At 31.5% G+C, this 16,498-nt stretch carries 18 protein-coding genes; 5 read left to right on the top strand and 13 right to left on the bottom strand.

Annotation, left to right across the window (positions count from 1 at the left end):
* From ACJAX4_RS14195 to ACJAX4_RS14185, 3 genes are all read right to left on the bottom strand, one after another.
* The coding region (locus tag ACJAX4_RS14195) for a helix-turn-helix domain-containing protein (RefSeq protein ID WP_435790109.1) at positions 1-1,578 on the bottom strand (1,578 nt) is incomplete at its 3' end.
* A 47-nt stretch (positions 1,579-1,625) separates the two neighbouring features.
* Positions 1,626-3,191 carry a putative ABC exporter domain-containing protein gene (locus tag ACJAX4_RS14190; protein WP_435790108.1) on the bottom strand — a complete coding sequence of 522 codons (1,566 nt, stop codon included), beginning with the start codon at positions 3,189-3,191 and terminating at the stop codon, positions 1,626-1,628.
* Positions 3,188-3,889, bottom strand: a complete 702-nt coding sequence (locus ACJAX4_RS14185) for an ABC transporter ATP-binding protein (protein ID WP_435790107.1) — start codon at positions 3,887-3,889, stop codon at positions 3,188-3,190. The genes ACJAX4_RS14190 and ACJAX4_RS14185 overlap by 4 nt, the downstream gene beginning before the upstream one ends.
* Positions 3,890-4,138: 249 nt before the next feature.
* On the opposite strand from ACJAX4_RS14185, the gene ACJAX4_RS14180 reads away from it, so the two are divergent.
* A complete protein-coding gene (locus ACJAX4_RS14180; protein WP_435790106.1) occupies positions 4,139-4,795 on the top strand; it encodes a hypothetical protein in 657 nt (218 codons plus the stop codon).
* A gap of 17 nt (positions 4,796-4,812) precedes the next feature.
* The gene (locus ACJAX4_RS14175) at positions 4,813-5,718 is read left to right on the top strand and encodes a GNAT family N-acetyltransferase (protein ID WP_435790105.1); all 906 of its coding nucleotides are present in this window, start codon (positions 4,813-4,815) and stop codon (positions 5,716-5,718) included.
* Positions 5,719-5,800: 82 nt separating this feature from the next.
* On the opposite strand, the gene ACJAX4_RS14170 is transcribed toward ACJAX4_RS14175, so the two are convergent.
* Complete coding sequence (locus ACJAX4_RS14170) at positions 5,801-5,992, bottom strand: hypothetical protein (RefSeq protein WP_435790104.1); 192 nt, start codon at positions 5,990-5,992, stop codon at positions 5,801-5,803.
* A gap of 218 nt (positions 5,993-6,210) precedes the next feature.
* Between ACJAX4_RS14170 and ACJAX4_RS14165 the strand changes: the two genes are divergently transcribed.
* Positions 6,211-6,534, top strand: coding sequence for a thioredoxin family protein (locus ACJAX4_RS14165; RefSeq protein WP_435790103.1), 324 nt, complete (start codon positions 6,211-6,213; stop codon positions 6,532-6,534).
* 24 nt (positions 6,535-6,558) lie between these two features.
* On the top strand, positions 6,559-7,185 hold the full coding sequence (locus tag ACJAX4_RS14160) for a flavodoxin family protein (RefSeq protein ID WP_435790102.1): 627 nt from the start codon (positions 6,559-6,561) through the stop codon (positions 7,183-7,185).
* Between the two features lie 413 nt (positions 7,186-7,598).
* Here the strand turns inward: ACJAX4_RS14160 and queC are convergent, their stop codons facing one another.
* Genes queC through queD form a run of 4 tightly spaced genes read right to left on the bottom strand, consistent with a single transcriptional unit; the run spans position 7,599 to position 9,965 of the window.
* On the bottom strand, positions 7,599-8,255 hold the full coding sequence (queC, locus tag ACJAX4_RS14155; RefSeq protein WP_435790101.1) for a 7-cyano-7-deazaguanine synthase QueC: 657 nt from the start codon (positions 8,253-8,255) through the stop codon (positions 7,599-7,601).
* A gap of 16 nt (positions 8,256-8,271) precedes the next feature.
* Positions 8,272-8,862 carry a GTP cyclohydrolase I gene (gene folE / locus ACJAX4_RS14150; protein WP_435790100.1) on the bottom strand — a complete coding sequence of 197 codons (591 nt, stop codon included), beginning with the start codon at positions 8,860-8,862 and terminating at the stop codon, positions 8,272-8,274.
* A 4-nt stretch (positions 8,863-8,866) separates the two neighbouring features.
* Complete coding sequence (gene queE / locus ACJAX4_RS14145) at positions 8,867-9,532, bottom strand: putative 7-carboxy-7-deazaguanine synthase QueE (protein WP_435790099.1); 666 nt, start codon at positions 9,530-9,532, stop codon at positions 8,867-8,869.
* Positions 9,522-9,965 carry a 6-carboxytetrahydropterin synthase QueD gene (gene queD, locus ACJAX4_RS14140; protein ID WP_435790098.1) on the bottom strand — a complete coding sequence of 148 codons (444 nt, stop codon included), beginning with the start codon at positions 9,963-9,965 and terminating at the stop codon, positions 9,522-9,524. Before queD ends, queE begins: the two co-directional genes overlap by 11 nt.
* A gap of 309 nt (positions 9,966-10,274) precedes the next feature.
* Here queD and ACJAX4_RS14135 point away from each other — a divergent pair, with 309 nt between their 5' ends.
* The gene (locus ACJAX4_RS14135) at positions 10,275-11,783 is read left to right on the top strand and encodes a DUF1846 domain-containing protein (protein ID WP_435790097.1); all 1,509 of its coding nucleotides are present in this window, start codon (positions 10,275-10,277) and stop codon (positions 11,781-11,783) included.
* 37 nt (positions 11,784-11,820) lie between these two features.
* Here ACJAX4_RS14135 and ACJAX4_RS14130 read toward each other — a convergent pair whose 3' ends face one another.
* The 5 genes from ACJAX4_RS14130 to ACJAX4_RS14110 all read right to left on the bottom strand — a co-directional run.
* On the bottom strand, positions 11,821-12,585 hold the full coding sequence (locus ACJAX4_RS14130) for an acyl-CoA dehydratase activase (RefSeq protein ID WP_435790096.1): 765 nt from the start codon (positions 12,583-12,585) through the stop codon (positions 11,821-11,823).
* On the bottom strand, positions 12,567-13,583 hold the full coding sequence (locus tag ACJAX4_RS14125; protein ID WP_435790095.1) for a 2-hydroxyacyl-CoA dehydratase family protein: 1,017 nt from the start codon (positions 13,581-13,583) through the stop codon (positions 12,567-12,569). The genes ACJAX4_RS14130 and ACJAX4_RS14125 overlap by 19 nt, the downstream gene beginning before the upstream one ends.
* 152 nt (positions 13,584-13,735) lie before the next feature.
* On the bottom strand, positions 13,736-15,001 hold the full coding sequence (locus ACJAX4_RS14120) for an ABC transporter permease (protein WP_435790094.1): 1,266 nt from the start codon (positions 14,999-15,001) through the stop codon (positions 13,736-13,738).
* Positions 15,001-15,894, bottom strand: coding sequence for an ABC transporter ATP-binding protein (locus ACJAX4_RS14115; protein ID WP_435790093.1), 894 nt, complete (start codon positions 15,892-15,894; stop codon positions 15,001-15,003). The genes ACJAX4_RS14120 and ACJAX4_RS14115 overlap by 1 nt, the downstream gene beginning before the upstream one ends.
* 171 nt (positions 15,895-16,065) lie before the next feature.
* A partial coding sequence (locus ACJAX4_RS14110) for a 3D domain-containing protein (RefSeq protein ID WP_435790092.1) occupies positions 16,066-16,498 on the bottom strand: 433 nt, incomplete at its 5' end.

Genomic DNA, 16,498 nt, shown 5'->3' with positions numbered 1-16,498 from the left:
AAATAATTCGTTATTTAAAATTGAGTTTTCTTCTACGGTATCAAAAGCCTTAAGGGTTAGCATGTTATTTTTATTGTTAATAAAATTATGAATAATATATGGCAACATATAAGAGGAATCATAAATAGCATTTATATCTTTAGAAACATTAAAAGGTTCTTCTATTAAATTATTCAATTCATATTTTATGAAAATTTCTCGCGTAATATCTATATAATCTAAAGATAAATCTTTTGAAGCTTGGAATTTCCATTCCTTAACTACATCAATTCCATATATGTCGGCAAAATATAGTATAAAGCTCTCTAAGAGTTTTATGAAAGAACTCTTATCATTAAAAGTCTGATTTAAAATTATTAATGGTTGAAGGGAGATATCCAGTAAAAATCCCAGTAGCTTGTCAACCTCATCCCAATTTAAAAAACTTACATTTTCATTGAAATATATTTTCATTTCTTTTGAAAATAAGTTTTGAACTATACCGTTTTTGAAGCCTATAGTTTCTTGAAGGGATCTTAAATACTCCTGTTCCCTTGCCTTAATAAGTTCCTTTGCATCTCCTAAATTAATCTTTTCTTCCCATATATGTTTTAAGGGCTTGCCTTCTAACAAAAAATCTGTTTGAAGTTTTATAATTTTATTAGTATAGTTGTATCTATCATAGTTTTCTAAATAACAAGATAAGTATTGTAGTGATTCAGGCAAATCATGTTTTTGAATATTTTTAAAACTATTAAGTTTATCCTCTGGAATATGATATTTTTTCCTGAATTGGAGTGGTGTACACTTACAGTATTCTTTAAAACTCTTATTATAATATCTAGAATGAGAAAATCCAACATCCTCTGAAATATCTGTTATTGTTTTATCTGTATTTAATAGCAATTTAATAGATTCGTCTACCCGTACTTTATTTAGTAATTCACTAAAATTTGTCCCAGACATATCTTTTATTTGGTGAGATAAATAATAAGAGCTTAAATACTCCTCTTTAGCTATATCTTGTAAACTAATTTTATTCATGTAATTATTATAGATGTACTTGCTAATCCTTTGATACCGTTCAAATTGTAACCCACTCACACTGAGTCCTTTCTCATCATAAGTGAGATAATGAAAATTGTTTATTAAATGAAATAGTAACTTTATTAAAATAGACTCTATTTGATCGTCAAAATTTTCATTTTTTTGTATTACCTCACAGGCTAGTGTAGACAAATATTTTCGGAGAACATCATATTTTTCTTCACGCTGAGCTCCTTTATCGCTGGAGTTTGTATAAAAATAAATATTTTCCATATCATTATAATATCTTTCAAAGAAAGTAGGATCAATGTGGAAAATCAAAACTTTATTTTCTTCCTTTGAATAGATTTTGTGGGCTTCATCTGGATTTATAATTTCAATTTCATTTTCATGAGATTCATAGGTTCCTGATTCTATGAGGACATTAATAGAACCCTTTAGTACAAAAATTATTTCCAAAGAATTGTGCCAATGTATAGGGTAGTCATTAATACTCTCTAAGGAGACACTTATAGGTAAATCGTTCATGTAACTTATATACTCTTTTCTCATTTTAACAATCCCCTTTGGTGCCACCCACGTGGCAAGTGGCATCCAATTTAGTCCATCTCTAATACGTCAAATATACTCTTGCTTAGGAGCATTATTAAAAAGGATGCTATAATATTATAACAAATTAAAACTATATAGGAAATATACTGTGCAGAAGAATTATCACCGGAACGTAATAATAAATATACATGTATAATAATTCCTGGTAATATTACTAATAGTGTAATCCCCATTTTTATGAACATTCCAATGGTTTTTGAATGTACGGATCCTAAAAATCTTCTTGAAAGCACATCACTATAAGTATATATTGCACCAAAGGAAGCATAGGTAATACCACATAATATTGAAATTATTGGACTGCTCTTAAATATGAATCCAGATACAACAAATAGTACAAGTCCATCTATTGTATATTTAATTAAATCTGCTAACGTGGCATAAAATAACTTAGACATTGAGGAATAAGGAATTAAAAATACAAACTGCTTTGAAAGTTCGTGGGCCCATTTTCCTTGGAGGGTAAAGAAGAATAACATATATATTGAAAAATATAAAACTGTGCTCATACTTGCTCCAGGGAAAATGTAACGGGAAACTAATCCCACACCAACCATTATTATGGTCATTTTATCTATAAAAGGAATTCCAGACTTTTTGTATTCGAGAAGATGCCTGTAAAAAATTGAACTACAACCATTACCTATGTTTCCAGATTTAACTTTCCTGAATTTTCTTCTTCCATAGTTAACATTTCCCTTTCTAGATTTTTTCATTGCAACCATTTCTTCTTTTTTATCTGTAGCTGCAAGAACATCTTCATAATAATCCGTGTTTAGTTTGTATAGAGTGTAAATCATAGAAATGATCACAATTACGCAAAGTAGTATATGGATAAAGAATGTATAAGTTATACCATTAACTGCTGCCATCAAAATAGACTTAAACCAACCTATGAATGGTATATATGTAAAGAAACTATTATTTAAAAAGCTAAAAGCTGCCTTGGAAAAATCTTTGTATATATAGATATTAAATAGAAGAGCAATTCCAAAAATAGTAGTTATTATATTTAATATTTTCTTAGCCATGTTTCTTGTTTTACTTGATTTAGATGTTATGGAATAAGTTAATAGACCTAAAATTGACATAGTAAAAACAAGGAAAAATGAGACGAAAAGAATTATAATAATACCAGCTCCAGTTATAGGTAAAAAATTTCTTGCGTTTGGGATCTGGAATAATAAGAACATAACTAGGAACAAAGAAGTGTAGAGCTGTTTAATAAATCCATAGATCAAGACCTTCTTTGGTGATATGGGTGCTGTGAAAACTAAATTTACATCTGACAACCTAAAAAAGCTACTTCCATTATCAATTCCATTTTTAACTCCATACCATACAACAATTAAAATAGCTGCAGTTGCAATGGCTCCATAGGCCTTAGAACTTCTATTTACAGAACTTTGGCTTGGAAGAATAAGCGATGAAACTATTATAAAAATAATAAAAACAAAGATAAGTAAGTATAGTATCAATATGCCTGGTTTTTTCTTAAGTTGTATAATATGATTTTTTAACGTTTTTCTGAATATATAAAAAAGTGGCTTCATTTTATTCCCTTCGTAACATGGAAGAAAATTTCCTCTAGAGATTCATTCGTATCTAGTAATTCTTGTCTTGTCCTTGACATTACTATAGATCCTTCCTGCATTATAAGGGCTCTATCCCATAGACCCTCTACACTATTAATAATGTGAGTGCTTATAACCACGGAACAGCCAGCATTCTTTAATTCTATAAACACAGAACTCAGTTCTTTTATTGCTTTTGGATCAAGGCCTACCATAGGTTCATCAAAAAGTATTACCTTAGGATTTGGTAAAAGTGCACAACATATACTTACCTTTTGTTGCATTCCCTTTGAAAGTTCTTTACCTAGCTTATCTCTCTTATCGGATAATTCAAACCTTTCAAGAAGAACTTCAGCCTTCTCCTTATAATCTTTTATCTTATACGCTCCAGCTATAAGTTCAAGGTGCTCGTAAACTGTAAGCATATCATACATTGCTGGTGTTTCAGGCACGTAGCCAAACAGTTTTTTTGCGTCTAGACTTTTATTAATATACCCGCAGATATCAATTTCACCTTCATATTTTAAAAGCCCCGCTATACACTTTATTGAAGTGGTTTTACCCGCACCATTAGGGCCCAGTAGTACAGCAATCTCTCCATCATTAACATAAAAACTAATATCATTTACAGCAAAAGTTTTGTCGAATTTCTTTGTTACATTTTTTACGTTTAGCATAATAACCCTCCATTTTAAATCGTACTTATAAGGGTATATTCTGCATTTTACCATTAACCCCTTTATTTAAAATATTTTTTGCCTTAATTATAGTTAAGTTAATTTTTAAAATCTTTCTATAAAAACCACCAGGAAAAGTATTATATTAGTACTTAAAATATAAACAAATAATTGTGATATAATAATAAGGAAAAGGTAATAATATAAATACTTATTAATTTTATTTAAGTAATTTCAAGGAGAAATAAAATGGAGAAATATATTTATGTTGTTATTTCAAGAACCCCAAGTTCTATGGGGAAAATGATTAGAAGCCTTCTAAAAGAAAAATATAATCATGCATCCATAAGTTTAGATGAAAGTTTAAGCCAGATGTATTCCTTTTGTAGACTGACAGTTAGTAATCCGCTTGTAGGGGGTATAATTAGAGAAAGTGGATTTACCCTTACAATTGGTCTTAAGGATGATGTTCCTATTAATATATATCGTATACCTGTAACCCCTCTGCAGTATGAACAAATAAGTGAATTTATATATGATACATATAATGATGCTGAGATCTATTACTACAATATTTTTCAAGCTATTGGGCTTATTTCAAATAAAAAGCATGTAATGTATAAGACATATATATGCACTGAATTTGTCATGGAAGCCTTAAGACATGGAGGAATAAAACTAACACAGTTAGAACCATATGAGATTACACCAACGGATATTGATGGAATCATGGGTGGATTTATATATTATTCAGGAGACCTAAACGACTACCCACTCATGTATAGGACAAAAACAAAGGAAGATGAAAGGTTCTTTTGTAAAACAGGTTTTTTTTATGAAGTGATTAATACAATTAAACATTTATGGAAAATTGTACATAGAAATAGGAGGAGTAAAGGGGTCTAAATTTGGAGGTATAGTTAATGGATATTAGCCAGCATACAATTTCTATGAAGTTCGAATTAAATGAAAACGATTATGAATCTATCAAAAAATTAGAAGCTATTTGCTGTGATGAGCAAAAAACTTATTTGAAACTAGAACTCGATTACAAAATGAGCTTAAGAAAGAATTCTATAAAGAATAAAATTATGACAGAGTTTCTGTATTACGAAAATGAATTTTTAGTAGGGTATTTAGGAATATGTAATTTTCATGGTACCTCAGTAGAGATTAGTGGTATGGTCCACCCTAAGTTTAGAAGAAAAGGAATTTTTAAAAAATTATATGTGCTTGCTATGGAAGAATGGCAAAGGATGGGACCGTCTGAGGTATTAGTGATATGTGACCACACTTCCCGTTCGGGCTTAGCTTTTATAGAAGAAATTAGGGCAGAATATGGCTTATCAGAATACAAAATGTGTGTAAATCAAAAAAATCTACAAGTTAAGCATGCATTGTCTGTTAAACTTAGATTGGCAACTAGTGAAGATTCTTATGAAATTGATAGACAAAGTTCTATTTACTTTGGGATGTCTGAAGAGCAAGCTGATAATAAAGAACATGAAGGGGAGAAAGAAAAGATATCTATTCAGGTAGATGATAATTTTATTAGCTATATGGCTGAGGTGCAGGGTGAAATTATAGGCAAAATACATATTTCCATAACCAATAATGATGGTTTTATTTATGGATTTGGAGTAATTCCAAAGTTCAGAGGAAAGGGGTATGGCCGAGAACTTTTGTGTTCAGCTCTGGATATATTTAAGAGGAAAAATGTAGACAATATATTTCTTGAAGTTGCTACAGAAAATAAAAGTGCACTTGAACTTTATGAGTCTTGCGGATTTAAGGAAATTTCAGTAATGGATTATTATATAGTAAGTTAAGACATTAGGAAATTTATAGGAATTATAATTTTTTTAAAGATGCCAAGTGTCACATGGGTGGCACTTGGCATCTTTTTTTTTACTACCAGGTATGTCCTTCTGTACATTTGTGATTACCAGAATGTCCCTCAGTTAGTTCACATTGACCTGCTCCGCACTTAGGACAAGAATTACTACAATGCGCTGGAGTTTCATCATTATTATAAGAATTAATTAGTTGGCCTTTAACTAATAGTTCCTTTTGCATAAAACCGTCATAAGGTATATCTGGCATCTTACAACATCTCCTTGTAGTTTGTTTTTTTTCTTATAGTTATTATTTGATTTTTATTGATTTATATCCTCATTTAATAATACTAGATTTGTAAAAATTTGAACAAAAATTTAAGGCAAACTTAAGATATATTAATGTAGAATTACAAGAAGATATAGTGTATAATAATTTTAAAACAAGCCACTAGCCAGGTGTGCGACACCTAAGGGAGGATAAAAATGATTGAGCTTAATACTTTGGAAGAAATGGATGAATTTATAAAGGTCAATACTATAGCAATGCTTTATTTTACTTCTGAGGGCTGTAACGTTTGTGTTGGGTTGTTGCCTAAAATTAAGGAAATGCTAATTAAATTTCCCGGAATTGAGATACGTAAAATTGCGGTTGATAAGTTTACTGAGGCGGCAGGGCAATATTCAATATTTACTTTGCCGGGAATACTTTTATATATTGAAGGTAAGGAGATTATCCGTGAGGCCAGATTCATTAGTGTGCAAATGTTAGAGAAAAATATAAATAGATATTATAATATTTTGTTTTAAAATTATACTTATGGAGGTAACATAATGAAAGTACTGGGAATAGTGGGAAGTAAAAGGAAAAATGGTAATACAGCATATTTAGTGCAGCAATCACTTAATGCAATTGAGACCAAGGAAGTAGAAACCGAGCTGATTTTTCTTGGGGATTATAATATCCGTGGGTGCACTGGATGTGAAGGGTGTAAAGACACATACAAATGTGTAATAAAGGATGATATGCAGAAAATATATCCTCTTATAATGAGTGCTGATGCTATTGTTTTAGGGTCACCAACATATTTTTATAACATAACCGCAGACATGAAAGCTTTTATAGAAAGACTTTATTGTTTTCAAGTTTTTGCAGACGATGACCGCTCGGTTTGGTCAAGTATAAATGAGGCGTTAGGTGGTAAATATGCTGTAGTTATATCTATTTGCGAGCAAAATGATGAAAAGGATATGGGATTCACATCTGAGGCTATGAGTATGCCACTTGAAGGCTTAGGATATAGAGTAATTGAGGCTGTTAAAGTTTTGAAATTGTTTGGAAAGGGAGATGCACTGCAAAGTAAAGAAGCTTTAGAGCAAGTACAAAGAGCTGGGAAAAAATTAGAAAAAATTATTAGGTTAAGGGAAGCAACAAAGAAAAATTTAAATAAAAATTTTTAATTCCAAATATTATTCCGTTCATGACCTAAAATGCACGTTATGGGTCTTTTGTATTGTATTACATTAAATACATTAGTAATATTTAGAGCGTAAGTTAATTTTCTGAAACAAAGGGGGTTATACTGATATGTTTAATATTTATTACAACGCGCAAATGGGAATTGGAATGTTCATTTATCCACTAGCAGTTTTTTTATAGCTATTGTAATGCAACTTACATATAGAAAGATGCTTGTTATTTTAATAGTTAATATAGTATTTTGGTTAATTGTAGCATTTACTATGGTTGATTCGAATTTTCTAATTTGGTGCTTTATATATACATTTGTTGCTTTTTTTGGAACGCTTATAGGAGATTTAATTTTAATATCTAAGAATGAGTTTATTAATAAAAGAAAAAGCCTATAAAATTATTATAGGTTTTTTTCTTTGAATTCTAAATATCCTTTTTTTCTTAATTTACAAGAAGGGCAGTTTCCACAGCCATTACCTTTTATTCCATTATAACAAGTTAAAGTTTCCTCTTTAACTATAGGAAGTACACCTAAATCATAAGCCATTTTCCAGGTTTCTGCCTTGTTAATCCACATTAAAGGGGTTTCAATTACAAAATCATAGCCCATAGCTAAGTTTAAGGTAACATTTAAGGACTTTATAAACACATCTCTACAATCTGGGTATCCACTAAAATCACTTTGAGAAACACCGGTTATGATATTATTTATTCCCTTTTGCTTTGCAAATACGGCTACAAAACTTAAAAATAGCAAGTTTCTTCCATCGACAAAGGAGTTGGGAACACTATGAGTGGGGGCAGAACTGTCAACATCTATATTTTTTCTTGTTAATGAATTTGGTGCTAGTTGATTTAAAAGTGTTAAGTCTAGACAGTGATACTCGACAACCTGCTTTTTACATATGTCCTTAGCACAGTCTAGTTCTAATATATGTTTTTGACTATAATCAAAAGATACTGCAATAACCTCTTTATATTTCTTTAAAGCCCAAAATAAACAAGTGGTGCTATCTTGTCCACCACTAAACACTACTATTGCTTTTTCACTATTCATAATTAACGTCCTCTCTTTACTTATTATAAAGCATCATAAGTTTATTATTTAATATTACATCAGTATTAAATCTTCCTCTAAAAGTAGTTGACATTGTTTTAGTTCCAGTCTTTTTTATACCGCGAGTTGTCATGCAACCATGTTCACCTTCTATTATAACCGCCACATCTGAGGAACAAGTTATAATTTGAATAATGTCAGCTATGTCTGTTCCTATTCTTTCTTGAAGCTGAAGTCTGCGGCCTACCATATCTGCAACCCTCGCAATTTTACTTAAACCAATAATTTTTTTTGTAGGAACATATGCAACTGAAACTTTCATATTATACATAAGGGCCAAATGATGTTCACAATGACTGAAGATTTCGATGTCTTTCATTATCACCAAATCTTTAGAGTCCTCGTTAATTATTAAATCATCTTCAAATGTTTTATCAAACATTTCAGCAATTGCATCATTGCTATAGCACATACCAGCAAATACCTCTTCGTACATCTTAGCTACACGTGCAGGGGTATCAATAAGTCCTTCACGAAATGGGTCATCACCTAGTGCTATCAAAATACCTTTTACGTGCTCTTCTATTGCTTTTGTATCTATTGCCATAACTTTATACACCTCTCTTGTTTGGATCCCAAATTATTTTATGTAGTTGGATTTGAAGATTAACGCCATTCATTTTATTGTCCTTCATAAATTCTACAATTGTCTTTAGGTCAATTTCGCCGAATACGGGGCTAATATAGACATTTATTCTATCTGAAAGTTCAAATTTATCTATAATAAATTTGGATTTTTCTAAATCTTGCCTGCTACCGCACACAAATTTAACTGTATCCTTATTACCTAAATATTTAAAATTATTTAAATCCATCTTATCTTCCATTTTGCTAAAAGGTAGTTTATAATCCATATTAAAACTCGGAGGATTTTCAATATTAGCAAATTCATCTAAGAGAACGCTTCCGTTTGTTTCTATTTCAACATGTAGTGATATATCCTTCGAAAGGATTTGTAATAATTCTATAATGCCTTCTTGAAGTAATGGTTCCCCACCAGTTAAAGTTACATTTCTAATGTCTGTGGATTTTATATAATTATATATATCCACGGATGTCATGAGGTTATAAGTAACATCAGGAGCATTAGCCCAAGTGGTATCACAGTAGCCACAATTTAAGTTACAACCTGCAAATCTTATAAATACTACTAGCTGTCCTGAAAGAGGACCTTCTCCATTAACACTTGTAAACTTTTCAACTACCTTAAATTTCACTTGAGTGGGCCTCGCTTTCTTCATAAGATGCACTATTGGTAGGTGTTTCATAAACCGTAGTTGTCTTTACATTATAACCTTTTTCCTTCATTAATTTAAAGAAAAATGCTGCAAAGTTTTCTGCTGTTGGCCTGAAATCAACCTCAATTACTTTAAAACCATCTTGTTTAATACAATTTAATGTTAATTCTCTCATGGTGTCCTTTTGCACTATTAATGAATGGTCATAAGAATCTACCATAGATTTTACATCGTTTTTTAAATCGCCAAAATCTTTTACCATACCGTCAAGCTGTCCACCTCTTATAAGGGTTTCTGATTGTACTTCCACGTAAACATTCCATCTATGACCGTGAATATTTGAACACTTTCCATCATAACCAGAAAGAAAATGTGCACTGTCGAAGCTGTGTTCTGCCTTTAAAATATACATGAGGAAACCTCCTATTAATTTTTCCAAAATAAAAAAGGGCTTAATCCACCCTCATACAAAAAAAGCTACCTAAAACGGTAGTTACGTCCTAGTTTTGTTTATAGACAGGATGGTTTAGAACTGTCTTATTTGGTTATATAATTACTAATTTTACTATGAATTAAGTAGTATGTCAAATTAACATTAGGTTTACTTTATGCTAAAATTGTGTAATAATATAAAGTTGTAAAAGCAAAATTATTCATAGTACATATACAAAATATTGGTTATAATATATTATAAAAATAAGGTTATAAGTGAGGCGTAAAAATGGAAATAGGATTCGATCAGAAGAAATATCTAGAAGAACAATCAAAGTTTATATTAGAAAGAGTTAATAATTATGATAAGTTATATTTGGAGTTTGGTGGTAAACTTTTTAATGATCTTCATGCAAAACGAGTTTTACCAGGCTTTGATGAAAATGCAAAAATAAAATTATTACATAAATTAAAAGAAAAAGTTGAAGTTATTATTTGTGTATTTGCAGGAGACATTGAAAGAAACAAAATAAGAGGAGACTTTGGTATCACGTATGATGTGGATGTACTAAGATTAATTGATGATTTACGCGCTTATGAGCTAGATGTAAATAGTGTTGTAATCACTAGATATGACGGGCAACCGGCAACTACGATTTTTATTAATAAGCTTGAACGCAGAGGCATAAAAGTATATAAACATAGGGCAACTAAAGGGTATCCTTCAGATGTCGATGCAATTGTAAGCGATGAGGGATACGGTGAAAATCCATTTATTGAAACCACAAAATCTATTGTTGTCGTAACAGCACCTGGCCCAGGAAGTGGGAAGCTCGGTACTTGCCTTAGTCAGCTTTATCATGAACATAAGCGAGGCAGAGCAGTGGGATACTCGAAATTTGAGACTTTCCCAGTATGGAATATTCCACTAAAGCATCCACTAAATATAGCGTATGAAGCTGCAACAGCAGATCTTAATGATGTTAATATGCTGGATTCCTTCCACTTTGATGCTTATAATAAGATATCCGTAAACTACAATCGTGATATTGAAACATTCCCCGTACTTAGACGAATTATAGAAAGAATAACTGGAGAAGAAGCAGTTTATAAGTCCCCAACAGATATGGGAGTTAATAGAGTAGGCTTTGGAATTACAGATGATGAGGTTATAAAAGAGGCATCTAAGCAAGAGGTAATAAGAAGGTATTTCAAAACAGGCTGTGAATATAAAAAAGGGTATATAAATAAAGAAACGTTTGAAAGAGTAAAGCTTCTTATGGAAGAACTTAAGCTAAAACAAGAAGATAGAAAAGTTGTCATTCCTGCAAGAGAGCGATGCGCTAATTTAAAACAATGTTCCAGTAAAAGTGAAGCTTGTCCAGCCCTTGCAATAGAGCTTAAGGATGGTACAATATTAACTAGTAAAAGTTCAGATATAATGGATGCAACAGCTGCTATAATTTTAAATGCTGTTAAATATTTTGCAAATATAGCTGATGAAATTCATCTTATTTCTCCAGTTATTCTAGAGCCTATTATAAACTTGAAGTCAAAAACACTAGCTAGCAAAAAACCGGCTTTAGACTGTGAAAACGTGTTAATTGCACTTAGTATATGTGCAGTTACAAATCCTACAGCTCAGGTAGCTATGGATAAACTTACAATGCTAAAAGGATGTCAAGCCCACTCGACTACAATTATAAGTACAGCTGATGAGCAAACTTTTAGAAAACTTGGTATAGATATAACTTCTGATGCAGAATACGCAACAGAGAGCCTTTACTATAACAATTAAAGAATGGGCAGTTAATAAATTTATTAACTGCCCATATTTATTTTATTTTTATTCTATTCCCATAGTAACAGCATCCAATGGCTCCGTTAAATTGTGGCTCATCAATAGAAACTATTTCTTCATAGTCTTTCATCAAAAATGATTTTATTGCAGTATTATTAGCAACACCACCAGTTAAAACTAATTTTCTACCTTTGAATTTATTTAAGAGAGGTTGAAGCCTTTTGTATAGTGAGTAGTTAACACTAGAACACAAGCACTCTATACTTACCCCTTCTGCTATTTTTCCAATTAATTCTGACTCGGAAAATACAGCACAAGTTGAATTAAGTTCTATAGGATTTTCATAATGCATACTCATGTCGTCCAATGATATTTCAAGTACATTTGCCATATTCTCTAAATATCTACCACAAGAAGCAGCACATTTTTCATTAAGCTCTAAGTCTGTGATGATACCTTTTTCAACTTTAACAACTTTAACATCTTGACCACCTACATCCAGTAGTATGAAATCTTTCAAATTACTTTGATAGAAGGCTCCATAAACATGCGCTTTTATCTCATTTATTGCATTGAAAAGCAATAAATCAGTGTTATTTTTTCCGTAGCCTGTGGATACTGCCTTATCAATATTCCTCATATCCAGCTTTTCTAAGTTAACAATAATCTTTCCATTAAAATCACAGTAATTTCTGTAAAAATTCATGGTGCTTACTTTCTTTTTTTGTATTATCAGGTTGTCTTCCATTAAAACAATTTTAACCTCGCGACTTCCAAGGTCTATACCGAGTACTCGCATTTAGAAACCTCCTTAAAATCTAGAAGCATATCAAGAAAGGCTTCGAGCCTTAGTTTTGTTCTTGCATCTAAGATATTCAACTTATCTCCTTCAATATTTAATATGGGAATATTGAGCTTTTCTTTTAAAACAATATGTTCTACTGCCCTATAGCAAAATGCCTGAGTATAGTGAATTATGCCATCTAATTTTCTTTGTGAAATTTGATTTTGCAATTCTTTAATTCTAAATGCAACGTTATAAGGATAAGTGTAGTCATAATACTGCTGAAATATATTTAATGCACTATCCACTCTCGGAAAGGCAAATTCTCTTTGAACCTCGTTGTATACAAAATTAGCATCAAATTTTTCTACAAATTCGTAGATATCTGTAAACATAGGAGGTACACCAATGTATCCAAGACGAAGCTTTCGACTAATTGGCTTTCTATTTTTCATATCACAAATAACATTTTTAATGTCAGTTTCAAAGGAGTCCATGTCTCCATTAAAATCACTAGTGCACACTTGATATAGGTGATTTTCAAATCCTGTAGCCTTATTTTCTATATAAGTTAAATCATCAATTTCTTTGACTAGGGATCTAACTTGATTTAGTCTTTTTCTAACCACTTCAACCTGATCAAACGTGACATTGAATGTATTCATAAACTTGTTTATTTCATTTTCCACATCCTCTGGCTTGTGACTATGTGGAAATGAAAAAGGATAAACTTTAATTCCTTTTAATTTAAGCACTTCACACAGGGCTTTGGTATTAGAACAGTCACCCTCCATAACCCCAACTATTTCTTTTATGTTATTTGAGAGGCAAGCTCCATAAATCCCCTTTGTCCATGTGCAGAGGCTACTAGGAAAACCGTCTCTTTCTGCAATATCTATGTATTTCGTATAGTCCTTAGAGGTTATAAAAATATTATTTAAATCTACAGGCGTATAACCTGCTGCAATAAGAACCTCTATTGGTACGGTAGTTGTTAAACCTATTTTTTTCATTATGAATCCTCCCAAAAAGAAAAAACTACCTAAAACGGTAGTTATGTGTTTTATATTTATAAAGTTTACTATATGTTATAAAGGTTGTCAATTAAATAGGTCCAGCTAATAATTTATGAAAAATTATTAACTGGACTTATAAATTTGGTATATTACTTATTTCTATTTGACATTTTCACTAATTCTTTAAATTTCAAACGCTTTCCATAATGAAGTATAGCAGAGGAGTATATTTTTATGGAAATCCAAGCTATAAAAACAATTGTTATTACTAAAGCGAATATTGAGGCTGCAATTTGCCAAATTGGAACGTCTGTAGCTAAAATTCTAGAGGGCATTGAAAATGGGGCGGAAAATGGAATTATAGATGAAACTATAGCTATAGTACTATTCGGAACTGCAAGTGAAAAATATCCCATATAAAATGCTACCATAGATATTATGGATATAGGCATAAGAGCTGAATTAACATCTTCTGCCTTACTAACAGTAGCGCCAGCAACTGCATTCATCATGGCATATAACGAGTACCCTAATATAAAATATATAACAATCATAAGAAGGCTAAAAGGGGTGAAACTAGAAAGGTCCATCACTTGACCTGCTATCTCAAAATTTTCAGGAAAAGTTAATTTATACGTTAGTGTACCGATAAGTACAACCATAAATAGTTGTATTAAACCAATGAGACCCATGGCGGCACTTTTTCCAAGTATTATTTTGGATGGCTTTGTTGAGGTTACAAGGAGCTCCATTACTCTTGAAGTCTTTTCAGAAGCTACCGACATTGCTACTCCATAACCATAAAAATAAATTGCAAAAAATAATAGCATACTTATAAAAATACTTGAAATATAGCTGCTGTTTTTTCCTTTTCCTAGTTCGTTAACATTATAGGAAACATCACTTTGTACCATTTGAGTTGCTGTATCAGATACACCAGCTGTGGTTAACAAGTCCGTTACAAAAATGCCTTTTATAAGGCTACTAATTTCACTTGGATTTACTCCGCTACCAGCCTGTTTAACTAAATAATCAAAAGTAGGCACACCGTTTTTCTCATCAAAGATAAGTAGAACATTCTTTTCGTCTTCCTTAATTTTATTTTTAATTAAATCTATATTATCAGAAGTCTCGGACTTGAATTCGTATTCTGAAAAGGTTTTATCAAGTTTGTCTAAATTTCCTTTTAGAATATCCTTAGAGTCAACGACATACACAATTCCTTTAGGTTCTTCTTTGTTAGTATGGTCAGTCTGTGTTTTGTTTTTTTCAGGACTATCAAAACTTTTTATTATAGCTGGCATACTAATTATTAAAACTGTTAAAATAAGTGTAATTGCAGTTGAAATGATAAACGCCTTTTTCCTTGAGTTTTCTTTAAAAGTATAGCCTAAAACAGTAAGAAACTCTTTCATTATTGTTCACCAACCTTTTCAATGAATATTTCATGAAGCGAAGGTTCGCGAATTTCAAATTTATGAAGTCTTATTTTCTTTGCCATAATTTTTTCTAGAAGACCATAGCCTTCTGCGTCGGATTTAATTTTAAGTTCGTAGCTAGTGGCTGTTTTTGATATAAGATTCATGCCTAGCTCTTTTAATAAATCGTCAATATTTTCTTGGCAGCTTACCGTAAGATTTGTTCTTCCATAACCAGATTTTATTAAGTCTAAATTACCCTTAAGAACCGTTTGTCCATTCTTCAATATCACAAGATCTTCACAATAGTCTTCGATAGATTGCATTTGATGGCTGGACATTATAATGAATTTTTCTTTTTCAACTAATTCATAAATTACACTTTTAAACAAATTAGCGTTAACAGGATCAAGGCCACTTAGAGGCTCATCTAAAATGATTAATTCCGGATCATGTAAAATAGATGTTACAAACTGGATTTTCTGCTGATTTCCTTTAGACAGTTGTTCAGCAGTAGAGTTTAAGTATTCAGATACCTTAAGTCTGTCAAACCAATAGTTTATGGATTTTTTTACTGACTTTCCGTCCATTCCACGCAGTTTTCCGAAATACGAAAGTTGATCAACTATTTTAGCCTTAGGATACAAGCCTCTTTCCTCTGGCAAATACCCAAACTTTACGCTTTCCCTTGTAACAGGTTTACCATTCCAATCTATAGTTCCTCTATCTTTTTCGAGAATTCCTAAAATCATTCTTATGGTAGTTGTTTTCCCAGCTCCATTGGTACCAAGTAAGCCAAATACACCTGGCTTTTCTATTTTAAATGAAATGTTATCTACTGCGGTATTGTCACCGAAATTTTTTACTAGGTCTGAAACATTTAATGTCACATTAATTCCCCCTTGCATTCATTATAGGACATAACTATTATTAATAGTCATGCCCTTGAAATTTAATACATACATATTATAGCATGAAAATAAAAAAAACTGCCACAGACATTATGTCTATGGCAGTACTGCTTTATAGGTTAAATACGGTATTTAAGGCTTATTTAAAAACTAATCTAGGATAGTTACCTTTAAGTGCTTAACACCCCAACTAATTGCCTCTTGCCGTGTATCAAAATATACATCTATATAGTTTCCTTTTACTGAAGAACCTTTATCAGCTGCAATGGCATTGCCATAACCTGCAACATGTAATTTTGTTCCTAGAGGAATAATTCTAGGGTCTACAGCTATTGTACTATAGCCACTTGGATTTCTTACAGCCTTGCGTCCAGAAGCCGTATAAGTATTATTTACCCCGTTAAAAGCCCAATAAGCAGTAGCTTTTACGGTAAGAGTCTTTCCAGAAGTGGGAGGGGCCGCTACATTAACAACTTTTGCGGTACTTTTTGAATAGCCTCCTCTGGAAACGGTTATTGGTGACATAGTACCCTGAACTATAATTTTATTTGTAGGCTCTTTAACTATAGTTTCTTTTACCACT

The sequence above is a fragment of the Clostridium sp. genome (assembly GCF_051278035.1).
GTDB lineage: Bacteria > Bacillota > Clostridia > Clostridiales > Clostridiaceae > Clostridium_AD.
This window is presented reverse-complemented; position numbering and strand designations above follow the sequence as displayed.